The organism is Halopseudomonas sabulinigri, from assembly GCF_900105255.1.
GTDB lineage: Bacteria > Pseudomonadota > Gammaproteobacteria > Pseudomonadales > Pseudomonadaceae > Halopseudomonas > Halopseudomonas sabulinigri.
The window spans coordinates 1444703-1459837 of sequence record NZ_LT629763.1; the positions used below are offsets into that span (position 1 = coordinate 1444703).

Genomic DNA, 15135 nt, shown 5'->3' on the forward strand with positions numbered 1-15135 from the left:
CGAGGGCATGAGGCCCTCGACCTGCTGGTGGCAGGACAAGATTCACCAACGACAGAAACCAGGACTATGCATACAGTAGAGAAAATCGGCGGCACATCAATGAGTCGCTTTGAGGAAGTACTGAACAACATTTTCATTGGCCAACGTCAGGGTACCGAGCTGTACCAGCGTGTTTTCGTTGTCTCTGCCTACAGCGGTATGACCAACATGCTGCTTGAGCATAAAAAGACCGGTGAGCCGGGGGTCTATGAGCGCTTCGCTGATGCGCACGTGGAGGATGCCTGGCTAGAGGCGCTGGACAACGTGCAGAGCGCGATGGTCAGCAAGAATGCCGAGCTGTTCAAGGGCGAGTACGAGCGTCAGGCGGCCGATCGCTTTATCGAAGGCCGCATCAGCGACGTGCGTGATTGCATGGTCAGCCTGCATCAGCTGTGTTCCTACGGACATTTTCAGCTGACCGAACACCTGATGAAGGTGCGCGAGATGCTCGCTTCTCTGGGCGAAGCGCACAGTGCCTTCAATACCGTACTGGCGCTGAAGAAAAAAGGCATCAACGCCCGCCTCGTCGATCTGACCGGTTGGAACCAGAGTGAGCCCAAGGCCTTTCAGGATATGGTCAAGGACAGCTTTGACGGTATCGACCTGAGCCGTGAGCTGGTGGTGGCCACGGGTTACACGCATTGCAGCGAAGGTCTGATGAACACCTTTGATCGCGGCTACAGCGAGATCACCTTCGCTCAAATCGCCGCCAGCACCAGCGCGCGTGAGGCGATCATCCACAAGGAATATCACCTCTCCAGTGCCGACCCGAACCTGGTTGGCGTGGACAAGGTAGTGACTATCGGTCGGACCAATTACGACGTGGCCGACCAACTGTCCAACCTTGGCATGGAGGCGATCCACCCCAAGGCAGCCCGCACCCTGCGCCGCGCCGGCATCCACCTGCGCATCAAGAATGCGTTCGAGCCGGATCACGGCGGTACCCTGATCAGTCAGGATTACTGCAGCGAGAAGCCCTGCGTGGAGATCATCGCCGGTCGCAAGGATGTCTTTGGGCTGGAAGTGTTCGACCAGGAAATGCTGGGCGACGTAGGTTACGACCTGGAAATCACCAAGCTGCTGAAGCAGCTCAAGCTCTATGTGGTGAACAAGGACTCCGACGCCAACAGCATCACCTACTACGCCTCAGGCTCGCGCAAGATGATCAACCGTGCCTCGCGCCTGATTGAAGAGCGCTATCCGATGGCCGAGGTAAACGTGCACAACATCGCGATCGTCTCAGCCATTGGCTCGGATCTGAAGGTCAAAGGCATACTGGCCAAGACTGTTGCAGCCTTGGCAGCCTCCGACATCAGCATCCAGGCGATTCACCAGTCGATCCGCCAGGTGGAGATGCAGTGCATCATCAAGGAAGAAGACTACGATGCTGCAGTCGCCTCGCTGCACTCGGCGCTGATTGAGCCAGAGAACCACGGCGACGTGATCGTCGCCGCCTGATTCCAGCTGGCAGCGATTGACGAGGGCTCGGCAGGCAACTGCCGGGCCCTTGTCGTTTCTGCCGCCCTGCCCTGCACGGAACAGCAAACTTCGATATAGTCTGGCGAGCTACCCGCCTGCTCGGAACAACCAGCGCGGGCCCAGGTAGCACCTTATATACGGAAACGGGAATCGCCTGTGATTGAAGCAGTATGGATTGCTTTCGCCTTCTTGATGGGCTTGGCCACGCGCCAGGTTGGGCTGCCACCGCTGATTGGCTATCTGGGTGCTGGTTTTGCGCTCTCGGCGCTGGGTACACAGGTCGGAGTCGGGCCCGAGGATAGTGAAATACTCTCCCATATTGCCCACCTGGGCGTGCTTCTGCTGCTGTTTACCGTAGGACTCAAGCTCAAGGTCAAGAACCTGGTTCGTCCCGAGGTGATCGGTGGCAGCCTGCTGCATTTCGGGCTCTCCACCGGTTTGCTGCTGGCCGGTCTGCTGTATTTTCTGGAGCTGCCTTTGGGCGAGGCAACCTTGCTCGCAATGGCACTGTCGTTCTCCAGCACGGTGCTGGCCGCCAAGGTGCTAGAGAGCAAGCGCGAGCTGCGCGCCTTCCACGGCCGCGTTGCAATTGGCGTGCTGATCATGCAGGACCTCATCGCGCTGGTGGCGATCAGCGTCGCCAGTGGCAAAAGCCCCTCTGCGTGGGCGCTGCTGGTGCTGATACTGCCGCTGAGCAAACCACTGCTGTTCAAACTGCTGGACATGAGCGGCCACGAAGAGCTGATGATCCTGCTGGGCCTGCTGCTGGCGCTGGTCGTCGGCGGCGCCGGCTTTGAAGCACTCGGGCTTAGCTCCGAGCTGGGCGCCCTGGCCTTCGGCGCGCTCATGGCCGGTCACAAGCGCGCCGGCGAGCTGTCGCAATCGCTTTGGAGCCTGAAGGAAATCTTTCTGGTCGGCTTCTTTCTGCAGATCGGGCTGGGCGGCCTGCCCGACATGCACGCGGTCGTCTTCGCCCTGGTGCTGACCCTGTTGCTGCCGCTCAAGGCGCTGCTGTTCTTCTTCCTCTTCGTGGGCTTCAAACTGCGCGCGCGCAGTGCCTTTCTCAGCAGCCTGACGCTGGCCAACTACAGCGAGTTCGGTTTGATCATGGCTAGTCTGGTGCTGCCTCAGTGGCTGATACCGCTGGCATTGACCGTTGCCTTTTCGTTCCTGCTGTCGGCGCCGCTCAATCGCATCGTGCACTCCGTCTACGAGCGCCTGTCACCGTATCTGCTACCGTTCGAGCGCAACATCCGCCATCCGGATGAACAACCCATAACCCTGGGCGACGCGCAGATTCTGGTCATGGGGCTGGGCCGCACCGGCCGCGCCGCCTACGACAACCTGTTCGAGCAGGGCTTCAACGTTATTGCACTGGACTCCGACCCCGTGGCCGTAGACGCCAGCCTGCAGGCTGGGCGCCGGGCGCTGTTTGCCGACGCGGAAGATCAGGTGTTCTGGCAAAACCTCGACATGCCCAACATACACTCGGTGATACTGGCGATGAACGATGCCGAGGCCAAGACCATCGCCGTACAGAAGCTACGCTCACGCGGCTTCGATGGACTGATTGTTTCGCATGCCATGTATGAAGATATTGCCCGCCGTATCATCCGCGCCGGCGCCGACCATACCTACCTGACCATGAGCGAGGCCGGCGCCGGCCTTGCCGAGCACGTCGCACGCAGCGCACGCGAGCGCGCCAGCCTGCTCAGCGAAACCGCCGGGCCCAATGCCGCAAGCAACAACAGCTAGCCCAGCAGCGTCTGGCTCACCTTCTGAGCCGCGAGGCGCGGGTGTTCCAGCATAAAGCAGTGCCCGCCGGTGGTTTTCTGTGCGGTAAAAGCCGAACTGCTGGCGGCCAGTCGCCGGGCGCTGGCCGCAACGAATGGATAGCTGCGATCGCCGTAAATGATATGGGTGGCAGTACTGACGCGTCGCAGGCTGCGCCACAATCCTTGCGGCATGGTCATGAATACCTCGGCTTCACGACTGGGGCGACAACACAGCTCCACCCCGCGCTCGGGGTGCTCACGCAGCGCATGCGCAATGTGCGCGGCGAATGCGCTCTCATCCCAGCCCCGGAACATACCGCGATTATGCAGCCCGGCATGCGCTGCAGCGCGATCAGGCCAGTTGTCGCGGCGCAAACGTGCGCGCTTGGCGACCGGGTTGTTATGCAACCCCAACACGCCGAGGCTGCGGCGCAACGCGATCAAACCCGGCGGAAAAAACACCGGGTCCAGGAGAACCGCGCGATTGAATAGCGATGGTCGCGCCGCCAGGATCAGCCCGGTTAATACACCGCCGAAGCTGTGACCGCACGCGTAGGAAGGCACTTCACCAAAGCGTTCGCGCCCAGCTTCAAAGGCTTCCAACGCCAGCTCGGCGTTACGATTCCAGCCGACGAAGCGCTCACCGTGATCGCTCTGCCCATGCCCTTGCAAGTCACACAACCACAGGTCGAAGTCTGCAGCCAGCACCTCCAGCAGCGGCTCATAGCTACGCGTGCAAAAGCCGTTGCCGTGCAGAAAATGCAGCAGCGGCTTTCCGCTGGGCGGGCTATGCCAACCGCGCAGGGTAAAACCGGCGTTTGTTTCATGCGCCCAGGGTAACAACTCCATGCCCAATACCCTCTGAAAAGCAGCCAGTCTAAACGTCGCAGGCAGCACTGTCAGCGCTATGGGTATTTGCTAAGCTGCCGCATCGATATCGGGAATGGTGACTTATGCTTCAGGTCGAAATAGCCGGTGCAGGCCCCAGTCTGGTCTGGGGCCACGGTCTGTTGGGCTGTATGGCGCAGGAAGGTGCCAGTGGCTGGTTTCACCGCGCTGGCCTGCCCGTTCGCCTGGTGCGCTATGACGCCTGCGGCCACGGCCTGTCGCAGCGACCGCTGGATTCCACGCGTTACACCTGGCCTGCGCTGGCGGCAGATATGCTCACCGTTGCCCGCCAACACGCCGGTCGGCACTATGCCCTGGGCGGACACTCGCTGGGGTGTGCCAGCGCCTTGCTCGCCGCGCTCAAGGCACCAGAGCGCGTCAGCCGGCTGGTACTGGCTACACCGCCGGCCATTTGGCAACAACGCGCCGCCCAACAGCGGCGTTATCAGCAGATGATTCGCCTCCTGCAGGGGCGCGGCCTGAATGCATTCATTCAGCTTTCTCGCCGCTTCCCGGCCTTGCCGGATTGGCTATTGCAGGGGCAACCCGATGCTGCAGTACCGCAACTCGAGGCCCTCAACGGCTTTACCCGAGAGTTACTGATCGCGCTGCTAAAAGGCGCCATGCTGTCCGACCTGCCGCCACCGGAACGCCTGGCAAGCTTGCAGCAACCCACCCTGATACTGGCCTGGCAAGGCGATGCGACCCATCCGTTGGCCAGCGCCGAGCAACTGGCTGACCATCTGCCCAATGCCGAGCTGAGAGTGATCGCCTCGCGCCAGGAACTCGGAAACTGGCCACAGCAGATAGCCGAGTTCATCAACCGGTGACACAGGCAAAGCCCTACTCCAGGCTGTAATCAATATTGGTGACCACGCGAATGCGCTTGGTTTCCGGCGTAAACGGGTCGACGTCCTCGATCGAGAAATAGCCTTGAGACGCGCGCCGGATGCTCCCCACCTCGGCACCGGCATCGCGGGCGAATTGATCCGCTGCCGCACGTGCATCCCGGGTAGCGTCAGCGATCATGTCCGGCTTGATGCTATCGAGTTGCGTGAACAGAAAGCTCGGCTGAAATTCATAGCTCTGCGTCAGGGCTACGCCAGATTTGACCAGCTCGCCAACCGACTGCATGCCCTGCTTGACGCTATCCACATCCTCGGTACGCACCAGCACCGTCACCTCGGCGCGATAACGGTCGGGCGGTAAAGTATTGCCATAGGCATTGGCGTGCTGATCCGTAATCTTGGGTACCGATAGCTGGATCTCAGGCTCCTTGAACCCCTTGAGCAGCAGAAAAGAACGCACCAGACCCTGTTGAGTGTCTATGTCATCCTGCAACTGGTCTAGACTGTTGCCAGTAAGGGTAAAATTGACCGGCCAAAGCGCCAGATCTGCCGGCACTTCGCGCTCCGCCAGTCCTTTGACGCTTACCACACGGTCAGCGCCACGAAACTGCAGCAGTCCGGTTTTCAGACTGATAGCCATGAAAGCCAGCGATAACGCGATCAACGCAGCGGCCAGGATAGAGCCCCAGGCAATACGAGAAGCAGACGGCATAGGTACCTCCATAAAAACAAAATCGGACCCGGCAACAAAGGACGGACATTTGACACCAGGCATTTAACTTACGGGCGTTCCCCCTTAGAATAGCGCCCCGCTGCCATCGCCCGAACTTTCTTTGCTGTACCTCCATCACAATTCAAGGAGCAAAAGTGGATCTCGCGACACTTATTGGCCTTATCGGCGCTATCGGCATCATTGCCGCCTCCATCCTTCTGGGGACCGGCGCACAAGTCTTTTTCAACGTTCCCTCATTGCTGATTGTGGTCTGCGGCAGTCTTTTCGTGGTGCTGGCAAAATTCAACGTGGGCCAGTTCATCGGCGCCATCAAGGTCGCAGGCCGCGCATTCCGCTTCAAACTGCCGGATGTGGAAGAAAGCATTACCGAACTGATCGATCTGGCCACCGTGTCGCGCAAACAGGGATTGCTGGCTCTTGAGGACAAGGAAATTTCTGCGGACTTTCTGAAGAGCGGCATCCAACTGCTGATCGACGGCCATCCGCAGGAAACCGTCAAGGCCATCCTGGAAAAGGAACGCCTGCTCACCCTGGACCGTAACCGCTGGGGCGCCAAGGTATTTACCGCGCTGGGCGACGTGGGTCCCGCGATGGGCATGATTGGTACGCTGATTGGCCTGGTGCAGATGCTCTCCAATATGGAAGATCCAAAATCCATTGGCCCCGCCATGGCGGTCGCACTGCTGACGACCCTCTACGGCGCGATGCTGGCGACCATGATCTGTATTCCGATTGCCGACAAACTGACCCTGCGCATGACCGAAGAGGCGCGCATGCAAGAGCTGTGGATTGACGCCATTCTGGCCATCCAGGAAGGCACCAACCCGCGAGTCATAGAGCAGCTGCTGAGCAGTTACCTGCCACGCGGCAAAGTCGCCAAGCCCGGCGGCGAAGCGGAAGACGCCTGATGGACGGTGAAGACGACAAGCCCGGTATCCCGGCGTGGGTCATGACCTTCGCCGACCTGATGTCGCTGCTGATGTGCTTCTTTGTGCTGCTGTTATCCTTCTCTGAAATTGACGCACAGAAGTTCAAACAGATAGCCGGTGAGTTATCCAAAGCCTTTGGGGTGCAACGTGACGTGCCCGTACTGGACATCCCCATGGGCACCAGCCCGATTTTCGACAACTTTTCGCCGGGCAAACCCGAGCCGACACCGGTCGATAGCGTGCGTCAGCAAACCACTGAAGAAGCGCCGCAACTGGAAACCCTGAAAGCGGAAATGGAAGGCAAGCTGCAAGAACAGGTGGCAGAAACCACCGAGAAGCAGGTCGATACCAGCGTCGAGGCACTGCGTGACGTGCTGGAAAATGAACTGCAGGAAGGTCGCATTCAGCTAGAGCACGACCGCAAGCGCATCGTCATCCGCGTGGAGGAAAAAGGCTCCTTCCCCTCTGGCTCGGCCGACATGACCGCCGACTTTGAGGACATGCTCGACAAAATCGCCGACGTCATTGCGCGCCTGCCCGGCGAGATCACTATTGAAGGACATACCGACGACATACCGATTAGCACCTATCGCTTTCAGTCGAACTGGGACCTCTCCGCTGCCCGAGCCTCGTCGGTGGCCAACGCGCTCTTGATCGGCGACGCGGTACAGCCGGAACGTCTCAAGGTGCAGGGTTACGCCGAAACCCGTCCACGCGCGGACAACGATTCAGCGGAAAACCGGGCATTGAATCGCCGGGTGGAAATCATTATTGACCTGTCCGGTTCGATCGAAGAATACGAAGCGCAGCTGCGCCGCCTGATGGAAGAGGATTTGGGCGATCTGATCAAGGATCTGGAGCTGCAGGACAGCCCGAGCCCCACGCCGCCGCCCGCCGAGCAGCCGTGAGGTTACTTCTTCAGATCGTCCGGGATAGGCGGCTCGGGCATGGGGCCAGGGCGCTTGCCCTGCCCCGCTCGATACTGCCGCAGCTGGAAGACATAGGCCAGCACTTGGGCGACCGCCAGATAGAGGCCCGCCGGAATCTCCTGATCCAGCTCGGTGCTGTAATACACCGCCCGCGCCAGCGGCGGAGACTCCAGCACCACCACCTCATTTTCATTCGCCACTTCACGGATCTTCTGCGCGATAAAGTCCGCCCCTTTGGCCAGCACCACGGGCGCCCCTCGGTTTAGCGGGTCATACTTCAGCGCCACGGCAAAGTGCGTCGGGTTGGTAATCACCACGTCGGCCTGCGGTACCTTCTCCATCATCCTCCGCTCGGCCATCTCGCGCTGCATCTGGCGAATCTTCGACTTGACCTCGGGTTTACCTTCGGAGTCCTTGTACTCGTCACGCACTTCCTGCTTGGTCATCATCAGCTTCTGCTTGTTGTCCCAGAGCTGAAAAGGCACATCCACGGCGGCAATCAGAATCAGCGACGCCGACAGAATCAGCAGCGCACTCGCCAGCGCCCAGGCGCAATGCACAATCGCCTGCTCCAGCGGCTCTTGGCCCATGGTCAGAAAGTCGTCGGTACGCAGGTGCAGCACCAGCAAGGCCACGCTCAGCACCACCAGAAACTTGCCCAGTGCCTTCAGCAGCTCAACCAACGCCTTGAGCGAAAACATGCGTTTGAGCCCCGACAACGGGTTCATGCGCTCGAACTTGGGTGCCAGCGACGAAGCACTGAATAGCCAGCCGCCGAGCATAATCGGGCCAACGATAGAGGCGACCAGCAGGAACCCGAACAGCGGCGCCAGCACCATCAGGCCTTCCTTCACGGAGGCAAACAGGTGCAAGGCCATGGCGTCGGTACCGAACAGCGCCTCGCGCTCGAAGGAAAAATTGAACACCATGATGTCCATCAGCTTGCGCACCATGGCAGGCCCCAACATCAGCAACGCCACCGCCGCCACCATCACCACCGCCAGCGTGTTCAGCTCCTTGGAGCGCGCGACCTGCCCCTTGTCACGCGACTCCTTGAGCCGTTTCGCCGTGGGCTCTTCGGTTTTTTCCTGACCGCTCTCGGAGTCTGCCATCAGCCAGCCCTCACCAGTGCGCGAAGCCAGACCAGGGCATTGGCAGCCAGCTCCTGGTACTGCCCCAGCACATTACTCAGCAGCACCCAGAGAATGAACAGACCAAACACCAGGGTCAGCGGAAAACCAATGGAAAAAATGTTCAGCTGCGGCGCTGCGCGCATCATCACACCAAACGACAGGTTGACGATAAGCAGGGCCGTAATGGCCGGCAAGCCGATCAGGATGGCCGACGCCATGACCCAGGAGAAGCGGTAGACCAGCGCCTCGAAATCGGTGACCGCCAGGGTTTCCCCAATCGGCAGAGTAGTAAAGCTCTCTACCAGCACCTCGATCACCACCAGGTGGCCGTTCATCGCGAGAAACAACAGCGTCACCAGCATGGTGAAAACCTGTGCGACCACGGCAACGGAGATCCCCATACTGGGGTCGTTCATGGAAGCGAACCCAAGCCCCATCTGCATGGCCACGATCTGCCCGGCCAGCACGTGAACCTGAAATAACAGCTGTAGGGAGAAGCCCATGGCCGCGCCAATCAGTATCTGCTCGGCGATGATCACCCAGGTACTCAGTGACAGCGCATCCAGGGTTGGCACTTCCGGAATCTGCGGCGCGACCAGCAGGGTCAGTGCCAGCGCAAAGTACAGGCGTATGCGCGTCGGCACCAGCTGGGTACCGAATACCGGCATGGTCATCAGCACGCTGGCGATGCGAAACAGCACCCACAGGTAACTGGCCACCCAGCGGCTGAGCTCGGCGCTGGACAGCTCCAGCATCAGCCGATCAGCCCGGGAATACTGCGATACAGAGTATCGGTGAACTCGATCAACTGGGTGGTCAACCAGGGCCCCAGCCAAATCAGGGTCAGAAAGGTGACCAGCAAACGCGGCAGAAAACTCAGGGTTTGCTCGTTGATCTGGGTAGCGGCCTGGAACATGGCGACCACCAGGCCGATCAGCAGGCTGGGCATGACCACCACGGCCACCATAATCCCGGTCAGCCACAGCGCCTGGCGAAACAGATCAACCGCTACTTCCGGCGTCATCGCAGTTCTCCTAGCTCACCGCAAAACTGGCGGCCAGGGTGCCGATAATCAGCGCCCAGCCATCCACCAGTACAAAGAGCATGATCTTGAATGGCAATGAAATGATCAGCGGCGAGAGCATCATCATACCCATGGCCATGAGCACGCTGGCCACCACCAGGTCGATCACCAGAAAGGGAATGAAGATCATGAAGCCGATCTGGAAAGCGGTTTTCAGCTCCGAGGTCACAAAGGCCGGCACCAGAATATGGAACGGCACCTCCTCCGGACTGGCCAAATCGGTCCGCTTGGCCAAGCGCACGAACAGCTCAAGGTCAGTCTCACGGGTCTGTGCCAGCATGAACTCGCGCATCGGTACGCTGGCGACCTGGATGGCTTCCTGTGCCTGCATCTGTTCGTTGATATAGGGCTGCAATGCCGACTCGTTGATGCGATCAAATACCGGCGCCATGATGAACAGGGTCAGAAACAGCGCCAGCCCCACCATGATCTGGCTCGACGGCGTCTGCTGCAAGCCCAGCGCCTGACGCAGAATGGCAAAGACGATGATAATCCGGGTAAAACTGGTCATCATCATCACAAAGGCCGGGATGAAGGTCAGCGCCGACATCAGCAGCAGCACCTGCAAGCTGACCGAGTAGGTCTGCTCGCCGTCGGCGTCGGTGCTCAGGGTCACCGCCGGTAGGCTCAGCGGGTCTGCAGCGGTCTGCGCCAACACGGAGGGTGCGGCCAGTAACAAGAGTAGCCAGATCCAGCGCATCATGAATCGGCTCCCCGTTTCAGCATCGCCTGCAACTTGCGAGCAAAATCACTGTTGCCAGCCGCTGCCGAAGACAGGTCTGCAACCGGCTGTTCGAATACGTGCAGGGTGTTGATCCGCCCGGGAGAGGTGCCCAGCAGCATTTGAGTGCCGCCTACGTCCACCAGCAGCAGACGGTCACGTGGTCCTAGCGGCAGACTGCTGACCAGTTTGATGTGCTGACCACCCTGTGGCGCCAATGGTCCGACACGACGCATCAGGTAACCCAGGCCAAAAATCAGCCCTACCACGACCGCCAGCCCCAGCCCCAGTTGCAGCAACTGGCCAAGCAGCGAGCCGCTGGAGGCCGCACCCACAGCGGCCGCCGCCGGCTCTTGCGCCGCGTAGACCATTCCCGGCGCAAGGAGCGATAGCAATAGAGCTCGCAGCATCGCGAGGCTCACCGCAACTTCTTGATGCGTTCAGTGGGACTAATGACATCCGTCAGGCGAATGCCGAATTTTTCGTTCACCACCACCACTTCGCCATGGGCAATCAGCGTGCCGTTAACCTTGACGTCCAGCGGCTCACCGGCCAGACGGTCCAGCTCGACTACCGAGCCCTGGTTCAGCTGCAGCAGGTTACGGATGGTGATATCGGTATTGCCCACTTCCATCGAAATGGTGACCGGAATATCCAGAATCACATCCAGGTTAGGACTGTCACCCGGATCAAAGCTGTCCTCGCCGCCCTTGGCTGGCGCATTGAACTCTTCCATCGGCATACGCGGCTGCGCATCGCTCTGCGCCAACATCGCATCGATATCGTCCTGACTGGCATCCCCCGCCTCGTCCAGCGCGGCCGCCCATTCGTCCGCCAGCGCCTGCTCCTCAGGAGTGACTTCGTCCGGGTTCTTGTCATCAGCCATCGTGCTGTTCCTCTGTTATTGATATGGGTAGGTTGCTGATGTGCGCTTAACGCGGCCGGGTCAGCGGACCCAGAATCTGCAGTGCCAGGTTGCCTTTTACTGAACCCAGCTTGGCCTTGAACGTCGGTACGCCATTGGCACAGAGCACCATGTGCTCGGGCAGCTCAACCGGAATCACATCGCCCGGCTGCATGCTTAGCAGGTCATTGAGCTTGAGCTGGCTTTTCACCACGGTCGCGGTCAGCGGCACCTTGACGCCGGTAATCTCTTCACGCAACGCCCGAACCCAGCGCTCATCATGCTCGTCAACATCCGACTGCACACCCGAGTCCAGTACCTCACGCAGCGGTTCGATCATCGAATAAGGGAAGGTCACATGCAGGTCGCCACCACCGCCATCCAGCTCGATGTGGAAGGTCGACACCACCACCACTTCGCTGGGGCTGACGATGTTCGCCAGCGCCGGGTTTACCTCGGAATTGACGTACTCGAACTGCACATCATGCACCGCCTGCCAGGCTTCCTTCAGGTCCACAAAGGCCTGATCCAGCACCATGCGCACTACGCGCAACTCGGTGGGGGTAAATTCCCGGCCCTCGATCTTGGCGTGGCGGCCATCACCACCAAAGAAGTTGTCGACCAGCTTGAACACCAATTTGGCATCCAGAATGAACAGCGCCGTGCCACGCAACGGCTTCATCTTTACCAGGTTCAGACTGGTCGGTACGTAGAGGGAATGGACGTACTCGCCAAACTTCATGACCTGCACACCGCCGACGGCGACGTCGGCCGAGCGGCGCATGAGGTTGAACATGCTGATACGGGTATAGCGAGCGAAGCGCTCGTTGATCATCTCCAGCGTGGGCATGCGCCCACGCACGATCCGATCCTGGCTGGTCAGATCGTAGCTTTTGATCGACCCCGGCTCGCTTTCCAGGTCGGTATCGATGGCACCGTCGTCTACCCCGTGCAACAGGGCATCGATTTCATCCTGGGACAGCAGATCCTGTACGGCCATGAAAGCTTCCTATTGCAGAACCATATTGGTAAAAAGCACCGACTCGATTACCGGGTCGCCCACTTCCTTTTCCAGCAGCGCCTTGACCGCCAGGCTGGCCTTCTCGCGCAGCGCTTCCTTGCCTTCCGGACTCATCAGGGTGGCAAACTCTTCGCTGCCAAACAGCATCACCAACTGATTGCGGATCAGCGGCAGGTGCTGATTGAGCTTGGCCATGCCTTCCGCGTCACGCCCCATCAGCACAACGCTGACCTGCATGTAACGCTGCCGACCGCTGTCGGTGTAGTTGACCACAAAGGGCGGTTCCAGCGCCTGATACAGCGCTACCTGCTTGACCGGCTCGGCGGGCTCCTGCTCAGCGGCCTCTTCGTCATCACCCGACAACAGGTAGTAGGCTACGCCGCCCGCTGACAGCAACAGCGCCAGCAGCCCTATACCGATCAATATGAAAAGTTTCTTGCGACTCTTGGCAGGTTTTTCCTGCCCGTCTTCTGCCGCGGCCTTATCTGCTTGTTTCGCCATGACAATATTCCGTCACTCCAGCGGGATTTTCCCTGTTTCCAGGGCTGATGCATCGAGCGTGCCAGCTCGTGCCTGCCTATACCGGTTATTCGCAGAATAGCGCAGGCCTCGGGCCTGCGCTCGGCTGCCAGGGCCGGTTCGGCATAGGATAAAGGGAAAGCGGGTAAATGTCTTTGCCAGGCCACCGGCTATCGGCGGCCTGGCAAGCGCCAGGAAGAGCAATCAGCATAGGCCCGACAGTGCGAGCCTGGGAGGTCAGGCGTAGTAATCCACCAGCCTGTTATTGGCCACGATACTTTGCGCCGCAGCCATTGGCAGCTCGTCTTCACCGCCCACCTGGGCTGAGCCGCCCAGCGAGCTGCCACCACGGCCGTTGCCGTCACCACCGGCAAAGCTGCTGCGAGCCTCGCTACCGGACTGCTGACCGCTGTTGCCGTCTGACACTGAGACATCGAGCTGATCAACCCCCTGCTGGGAGAACAGCTCACGCAGGCGGTGTACCTGGCCTTCCAGCGCCTCGCGCACGCCGGGGTTCTGGCTGACGAACTGTACCTGGTGCTCAAGACCCCGAGTCTGAATCTTGATTTCCAGCGGCCCGAGTTCAGCCGGATCGAGCTGGATCTCAACGCTCTTCAAATTCTGGCTCGACATCCACATGACCTTGTTCACCACCGACTCGCTCCAGCCACTCTGACCAAAGGGTACTGCGGCGGCTTGCACCGCAGCGGCGACCGGTCGCTGGGTCAAGGCATTCTGCGCGGCGTTGGCGGCGGCGCTTGCCCTATCCTGCCCAGCCAAGCCATCTATTGCGTTGCTATCCAACTTGCCTGGCTCGCGCCCTTTCTGCTCGGCCAATCGAGCAGCGGCAAGGCCCGGCGCGTCCATGCTGGCCGCCAGGCTGGCTACCCGCTGAGCTTGCTGCGGCTGATCGGTCGGGTTGGCCTGCCTGGCTTGATTTAGCAGCTTCTCGTCGCCGTCAGCCAGTGCTTTTCCTTTACCCGCGGCGTCAGCATCAGCGCCCGTCGCCGCACGTGCGCTGCCATCATCCTCGGCGCTGGCAGCCCCAGCACCGGACATGGCAGCCCGCAGCTGCGCCAACATATCTGGCAAGCTCAGAGTACCCGCAGTGGCCGGAATGACCTTGTCACCTGGTAGACCGGCGCTGAACTCGGCGTCGGTGAGCGGCTGGGTCGCTTTATCCGCGAGCGCGCCCGGCACCGAGAGCAACCTAGGGTCGACAGCCGCGTCGGCACCTGCAGCAGCCTCACCAACGGACGCCGCGTCCTCTTCCTGCGGCAGCTGGGCCAACCACTGCTGCCATTGGCTGCTCAAACCGGCGAGCAGATCCAGCCGCTCCTGATCCGCTTGCTCACCCGTCCCGGTCGCATCCGCTGCTTCATCACTAGCGCCTGCGGCACTCTGCACTGGGGATTCGAGCATGGCCAGCTTTTGCAGCCAATCCTTGATCTCCACCGGCAAGCTATTGCCGTCGGCGGCAAACCCAGGCAGAGCTTCTTCGGTTTCGACAGTGTCACCCTGCAACTGGTGCAACTGACTGAACAGTGCCTTCAGCTCCGCCGGTTTTTGCGCTGCAAGAATCGAAGAGAAAGCGCCAAACCCTTCTGTTTCGCTGCTTTCGCCCTTGACGGCGTTTAGCCCCGCGAACTTGTCTCGTGGCATTTCAGCGCCCATTAGCGCCAGCAGATTTTGCCCAATTGGCATGATTGAATCTCCACCCCGGTCTGCAAGAAACCTTGCGTTTGCAAGCAACTTGCAATGCACGGGCCAACCAGGTGGATTGTGATCAGGAAAGAATGGCTTGCAAGCGCGTAAAGCGTTCGCGAATGCGCGAATAACTGCTGGAGGCTGCGTGCGCGTCGCCCTCAAGAGCGGCTTTCTCGGCATTCAGGCAAGCATGTTCGAGAGCCAGCGCACCCATGTTGCCGCAGCTGCCCTTGAAGCTATGCGCCGCCTGACGAAAGGCCTCCAGGTCATCACTGACCAAGGCTTCACGCAGTTGAGTCAGTCGCACATTGGCGTCCGCCAAGAAGGTTTCCAGCAACAGAGGGTAATCCTCCTGCATCAACTCGCGCAGCGCTTCCAGCGCAGCGTTATCGACATCTGGAAACTGATCTGACATACGCAAAAAAC

17 protein-coding genes are annotated in these 15135 nt (G+C 60.0%); 5 read left to right on the forward strand and 12 right to left on the reverse strand.

The genetic code is table 11. From position 1 onward, the window contains the following. Window positions 1–66: 66 nt before the first annotated feature. On the forward strand, window positions 67–1497 hold the full coding sequence (locus BLU26_RS06460) for an aspartate kinase (protein WP_092284958.1): 1431 nt from the start codon (window positions 67–69) through the stop codon (window positions 1495–1497). Window positions 1498–1674: 177 nt separating this feature from the next. Further along, window positions 1675–3273 carry a cation:proton antiporter family protein gene (locus BLU26_RS06465; RefSeq protein WP_092284960.1) on the forward strand — a complete coding sequence of 533 codons (1599 nt, stop codon included), beginning with the start codon at window positions 1675–1677 and terminating at the stop codon, window positions 3271–3273. On the opposite strand, the gene BLU26_RS06470 is transcribed toward BLU26_RS06465, so the two are convergent. Continuing rightward, window positions 3270–4142, reverse strand: a complete 873-nt coding sequence (locus tag BLU26_RS06470) for an alpha/beta fold hydrolase (RefSeq protein WP_092284962.1) — start codon at window positions 4140–4142, stop codon at window positions 3270–3272. The two genes, BLU26_RS06465 and BLU26_RS06470, sit on opposite strands and share 4 nt — an antisense overlap. A gap of 104 nt (window positions 4143–4246) precedes the next feature. Between BLU26_RS06470 and BLU26_RS06475 the strand changes: the two genes are divergently transcribed. Continuing rightward, window positions 4247–5011, forward strand: coding sequence for an alpha/beta fold hydrolase (locus BLU26_RS06475; protein WP_092284964.1), 765 nt, complete (start codon window positions 4247–4249; stop codon window positions 5009–5011). A 13-nt stretch (window positions 5012–5024) separates the two neighbouring features. Here the strand turns inward: BLU26_RS06475 and BLU26_RS06480 are convergent, their stop codons facing one another. Next, window positions 5025–5741 carry an SIMPL domain-containing protein gene (locus BLU26_RS06480; RefSeq protein WP_092284966.1) on the reverse strand — a complete coding sequence of 239 codons (717 nt, stop codon included), beginning with the start codon at window positions 5739–5741 and terminating at the stop codon, window positions 5025–5027. Window positions 5742–5896: 155 nt separating this feature from the next. Here BLU26_RS06480 and pomA point away from each other — a divergent pair, with 155 nt between their 5' ends. Together pomA and BLU26_RS06490 are read left to right on the forward strand one after the other, a co-directional pair. After that, a complete protein-coding gene (pomA, locus tag BLU26_RS06485; protein ID WP_092284968.1) occupies window positions 5897–6670 on the forward strand; it encodes a flagellar motor protein PomA in 774 nt (257 codons plus the stop codon). Next, window positions 6670–7599: a flagellar motor protein MotB gene (locus BLU26_RS06490; RefSeq protein WP_092284970.1), complete on the forward strand. Its 930-nt coding sequence runs from the start codon at window positions 6670–6672 to the stop codon at window positions 7597–7599. The genes pomA and BLU26_RS06490 overlap by 1 nt, the downstream gene beginning before the upstream one ends. Window positions 7600–7601: 2 nt before the next feature. On the opposite strand, the gene flhB is transcribed toward BLU26_RS06490, so the two are convergent. From flhB to BLU26_RS06540, 10 genes are all read right to left on the reverse strand, one after another. Continuing rightward, the gene (flhB, locus tag BLU26_RS06495; RefSeq protein WP_092284972.1) at window positions 7602–8732 is read right to left on the reverse strand and encodes a flagellar biosynthesis protein FlhB; all 1131 of its coding nucleotides are present in this window, start codon (window positions 8730–8732) and stop codon (window positions 7602–7604) included. Further along, window positions 8732–9508: a flagellar biosynthetic protein FliR gene (gene fliR / locus BLU26_RS06500; RefSeq protein ID WP_092284974.1), complete on the reverse strand. Its 777-nt coding sequence runs from the start codon at window positions 9506–9508 to the stop codon at window positions 8732–8734. Before fliR ends, flhB begins: the two co-directional genes overlap by 1 nt. After that, complete coding sequence (gene fliQ / locus BLU26_RS06505) at window positions 9508–9777, reverse strand: flagellar biosynthesis protein FliQ (protein WP_092284976.1); 270 nt, start codon at window positions 9775–9777, stop codon at window positions 9508–9510. Before fliQ ends, fliR begins: the two co-directional genes overlap by 1 nt. A gap of 10 nt (window positions 9778–9787) precedes the next feature. After that, window positions 9788–10540 (reverse strand): flagellar type III secretion system pore protein FliP, encoded by a 753-nt coding sequence (gene fliP, locus BLU26_RS06510; RefSeq protein WP_092284978.1) that lies wholly within the window; start codon window positions 10538–10540, stop codon window positions 9788–9790. Further along, window positions 10537–10968, reverse strand: coding sequence for a flagellar biosynthetic protein FliO (fliO, locus tag BLU26_RS06515; protein ID WP_092288387.1), 432 nt, complete (start codon window positions 10966–10968; stop codon window positions 10537–10539). The genes fliP and fliO overlap by 4 nt, the downstream gene beginning before the upstream one ends. An 8-nt stretch (window positions 10969–10976) precedes the next feature. Next, a complete protein-coding gene (gene fliN / locus BLU26_RS06520; protein WP_092284980.1) occupies window positions 10977–11444 on the reverse strand; it encodes a flagellar motor switch protein FliN in 468 nt (155 codons plus the stop codon). Window positions 11445–11490: 46 nt separating this feature from the next. Next, window positions 11491–12462, reverse strand: a complete 972-nt coding sequence (gene fliM, locus BLU26_RS06525) for a flagellar motor switch protein FliM (protein ID WP_092284982.1) — start codon at window positions 12460–12462, stop codon at window positions 11491–11493. A 9-nt stretch (window positions 12463–12471) separates the two neighbouring features. After that, window positions 12472–12984, reverse strand: coding sequence for a flagellar basal body-associated FliL family protein (locus BLU26_RS06530; protein WP_092284984.1), 513 nt, complete (start codon window positions 12982–12984; stop codon window positions 12472–12474). A gap of 255 nt (window positions 12985–13239) precedes the next feature. Beyond that, the gene (locus BLU26_RS06535; RefSeq protein WP_231702016.1) at window positions 13240–14706 is read right to left on the reverse strand and encodes a flagellar hook-length control protein FliK; all 1467 of its coding nucleotides are present in this window, start codon (window positions 14704–14706) and stop codon (window positions 13240–13242) included. A gap of 82 nt (window positions 14707–14788) precedes the next feature. Further along, window positions 14789–15124 (reverse strand): Hpt domain-containing protein, encoded by a 336-nt coding sequence (locus BLU26_RS06540; RefSeq protein WP_092284986.1) that lies wholly within the window; start codon window positions 15122–15124, stop codon window positions 14789–14791. Window positions 15125–15135: the final 11 nt, after the last annotated feature.

Excerpts from the sequence above, each read along its gene's own strand:
- BLU26_RS06535 (WP_231702016.1), bottom strand. The coding sequence starts at position 14,706 with ATGCCAATTGGGCAAAATCTGCTGGCGCTAATGGGCGCTGAAATGCCA.
- BLU26_RS06530 (WP_092284984.1), bottom strand. The coding sequence starts at position 12,984 with ATGGCGAAACAAGCAGATAAGGCCGCGGCAGAAGACGGGCAGGAAAAA.
- BLU26_RS06475 (WP_092284964.1), top strand. The coding sequence starts at position 4,247 with ATGCTTCAGGTCGAAATAGCCGGTGCAGGCCCCAGTCTGGTCTGGGGC.
- flhB (WP_092284972.1), bottom strand. The coding sequence starts at position 8,732 with ATGGCAGACTCCGAGAGCGGTCAGGAAAAAACCGAAGAGCCCACGGCG.
- fliN (WP_092284980.1), bottom strand. The coding sequence starts at position 11,444 with ATGGCTGATGACAAGAACCCGGACGAAGTCACTCCTGAGGAGCAGGCG.
- BLU26_RS06540 (WP_092284986.1), bottom strand. The coding sequence starts at position 15,124 with ATGTCAGATCAGTTTCCAGATGTCGATAACGCTGCGCTGGAAGCGCTG.
- fliQ (WP_092284976.1), bottom strand. The coding sequence starts at position 9,777 with ATGACGCCGGAAGTAGCGGTTGATCTGTTTCGCCAGGCGCTGTGGCTG.
- BLU26_RS06460 (WP_092284958.1), top strand. The coding sequence starts at position 67 with ATGCATACAGTAGAGAAAATCGGCGGCACATCAATGAGTCGCTTTGAG.
- fliR (WP_092284974.1), bottom strand. The coding sequence starts at position 9,508 with ATGCTGGAGCTGTCCAGCGCCGAGCTCAGCCGCTGGGTGGCCAGTTAC.
- BLU26_RS06480 (WP_092284966.1), bottom strand. The coding sequence starts at position 5,741 with ATGCCGTCTGCTTCTCGTATTGCCTGGGGCTCTATCCTGGCCGCTGCG.
- BLU26_RS06490 (WP_092284970.1), top strand. The coding sequence starts at position 6,670 with ATGGACGGTGAAGACGACAAGCCCGGTATCCCGGCGTGGGTCATGACC.
- BLU26_RS06470 (WP_092284962.1), bottom strand. The coding sequence starts at position 4,142 with ATGGAGTTGTTACCCTGGGCGCATGAAACAAACGCCGGTTTTACCCTG.
- fliP (WP_092284978.1), bottom strand. The coding sequence starts at position 10,540 with ATGATGCGCTGGATCTGGCTACTCTTGTTACTGGCCGCACCCTCCGTG.
- fliM (WP_092284982.1), bottom strand. The coding sequence starts at position 12,462 with ATGGCCGTACAGGATCTGCTGTCCCAGGATGAAATCGATGCCCTGTTG.
- fliO (WP_092288387.1), bottom strand. The coding sequence starts at position 10,968 with ATGCTGCGAGCTCTATTGCTATCGCTCCTTGCGCCGGGAATGGTCTAC.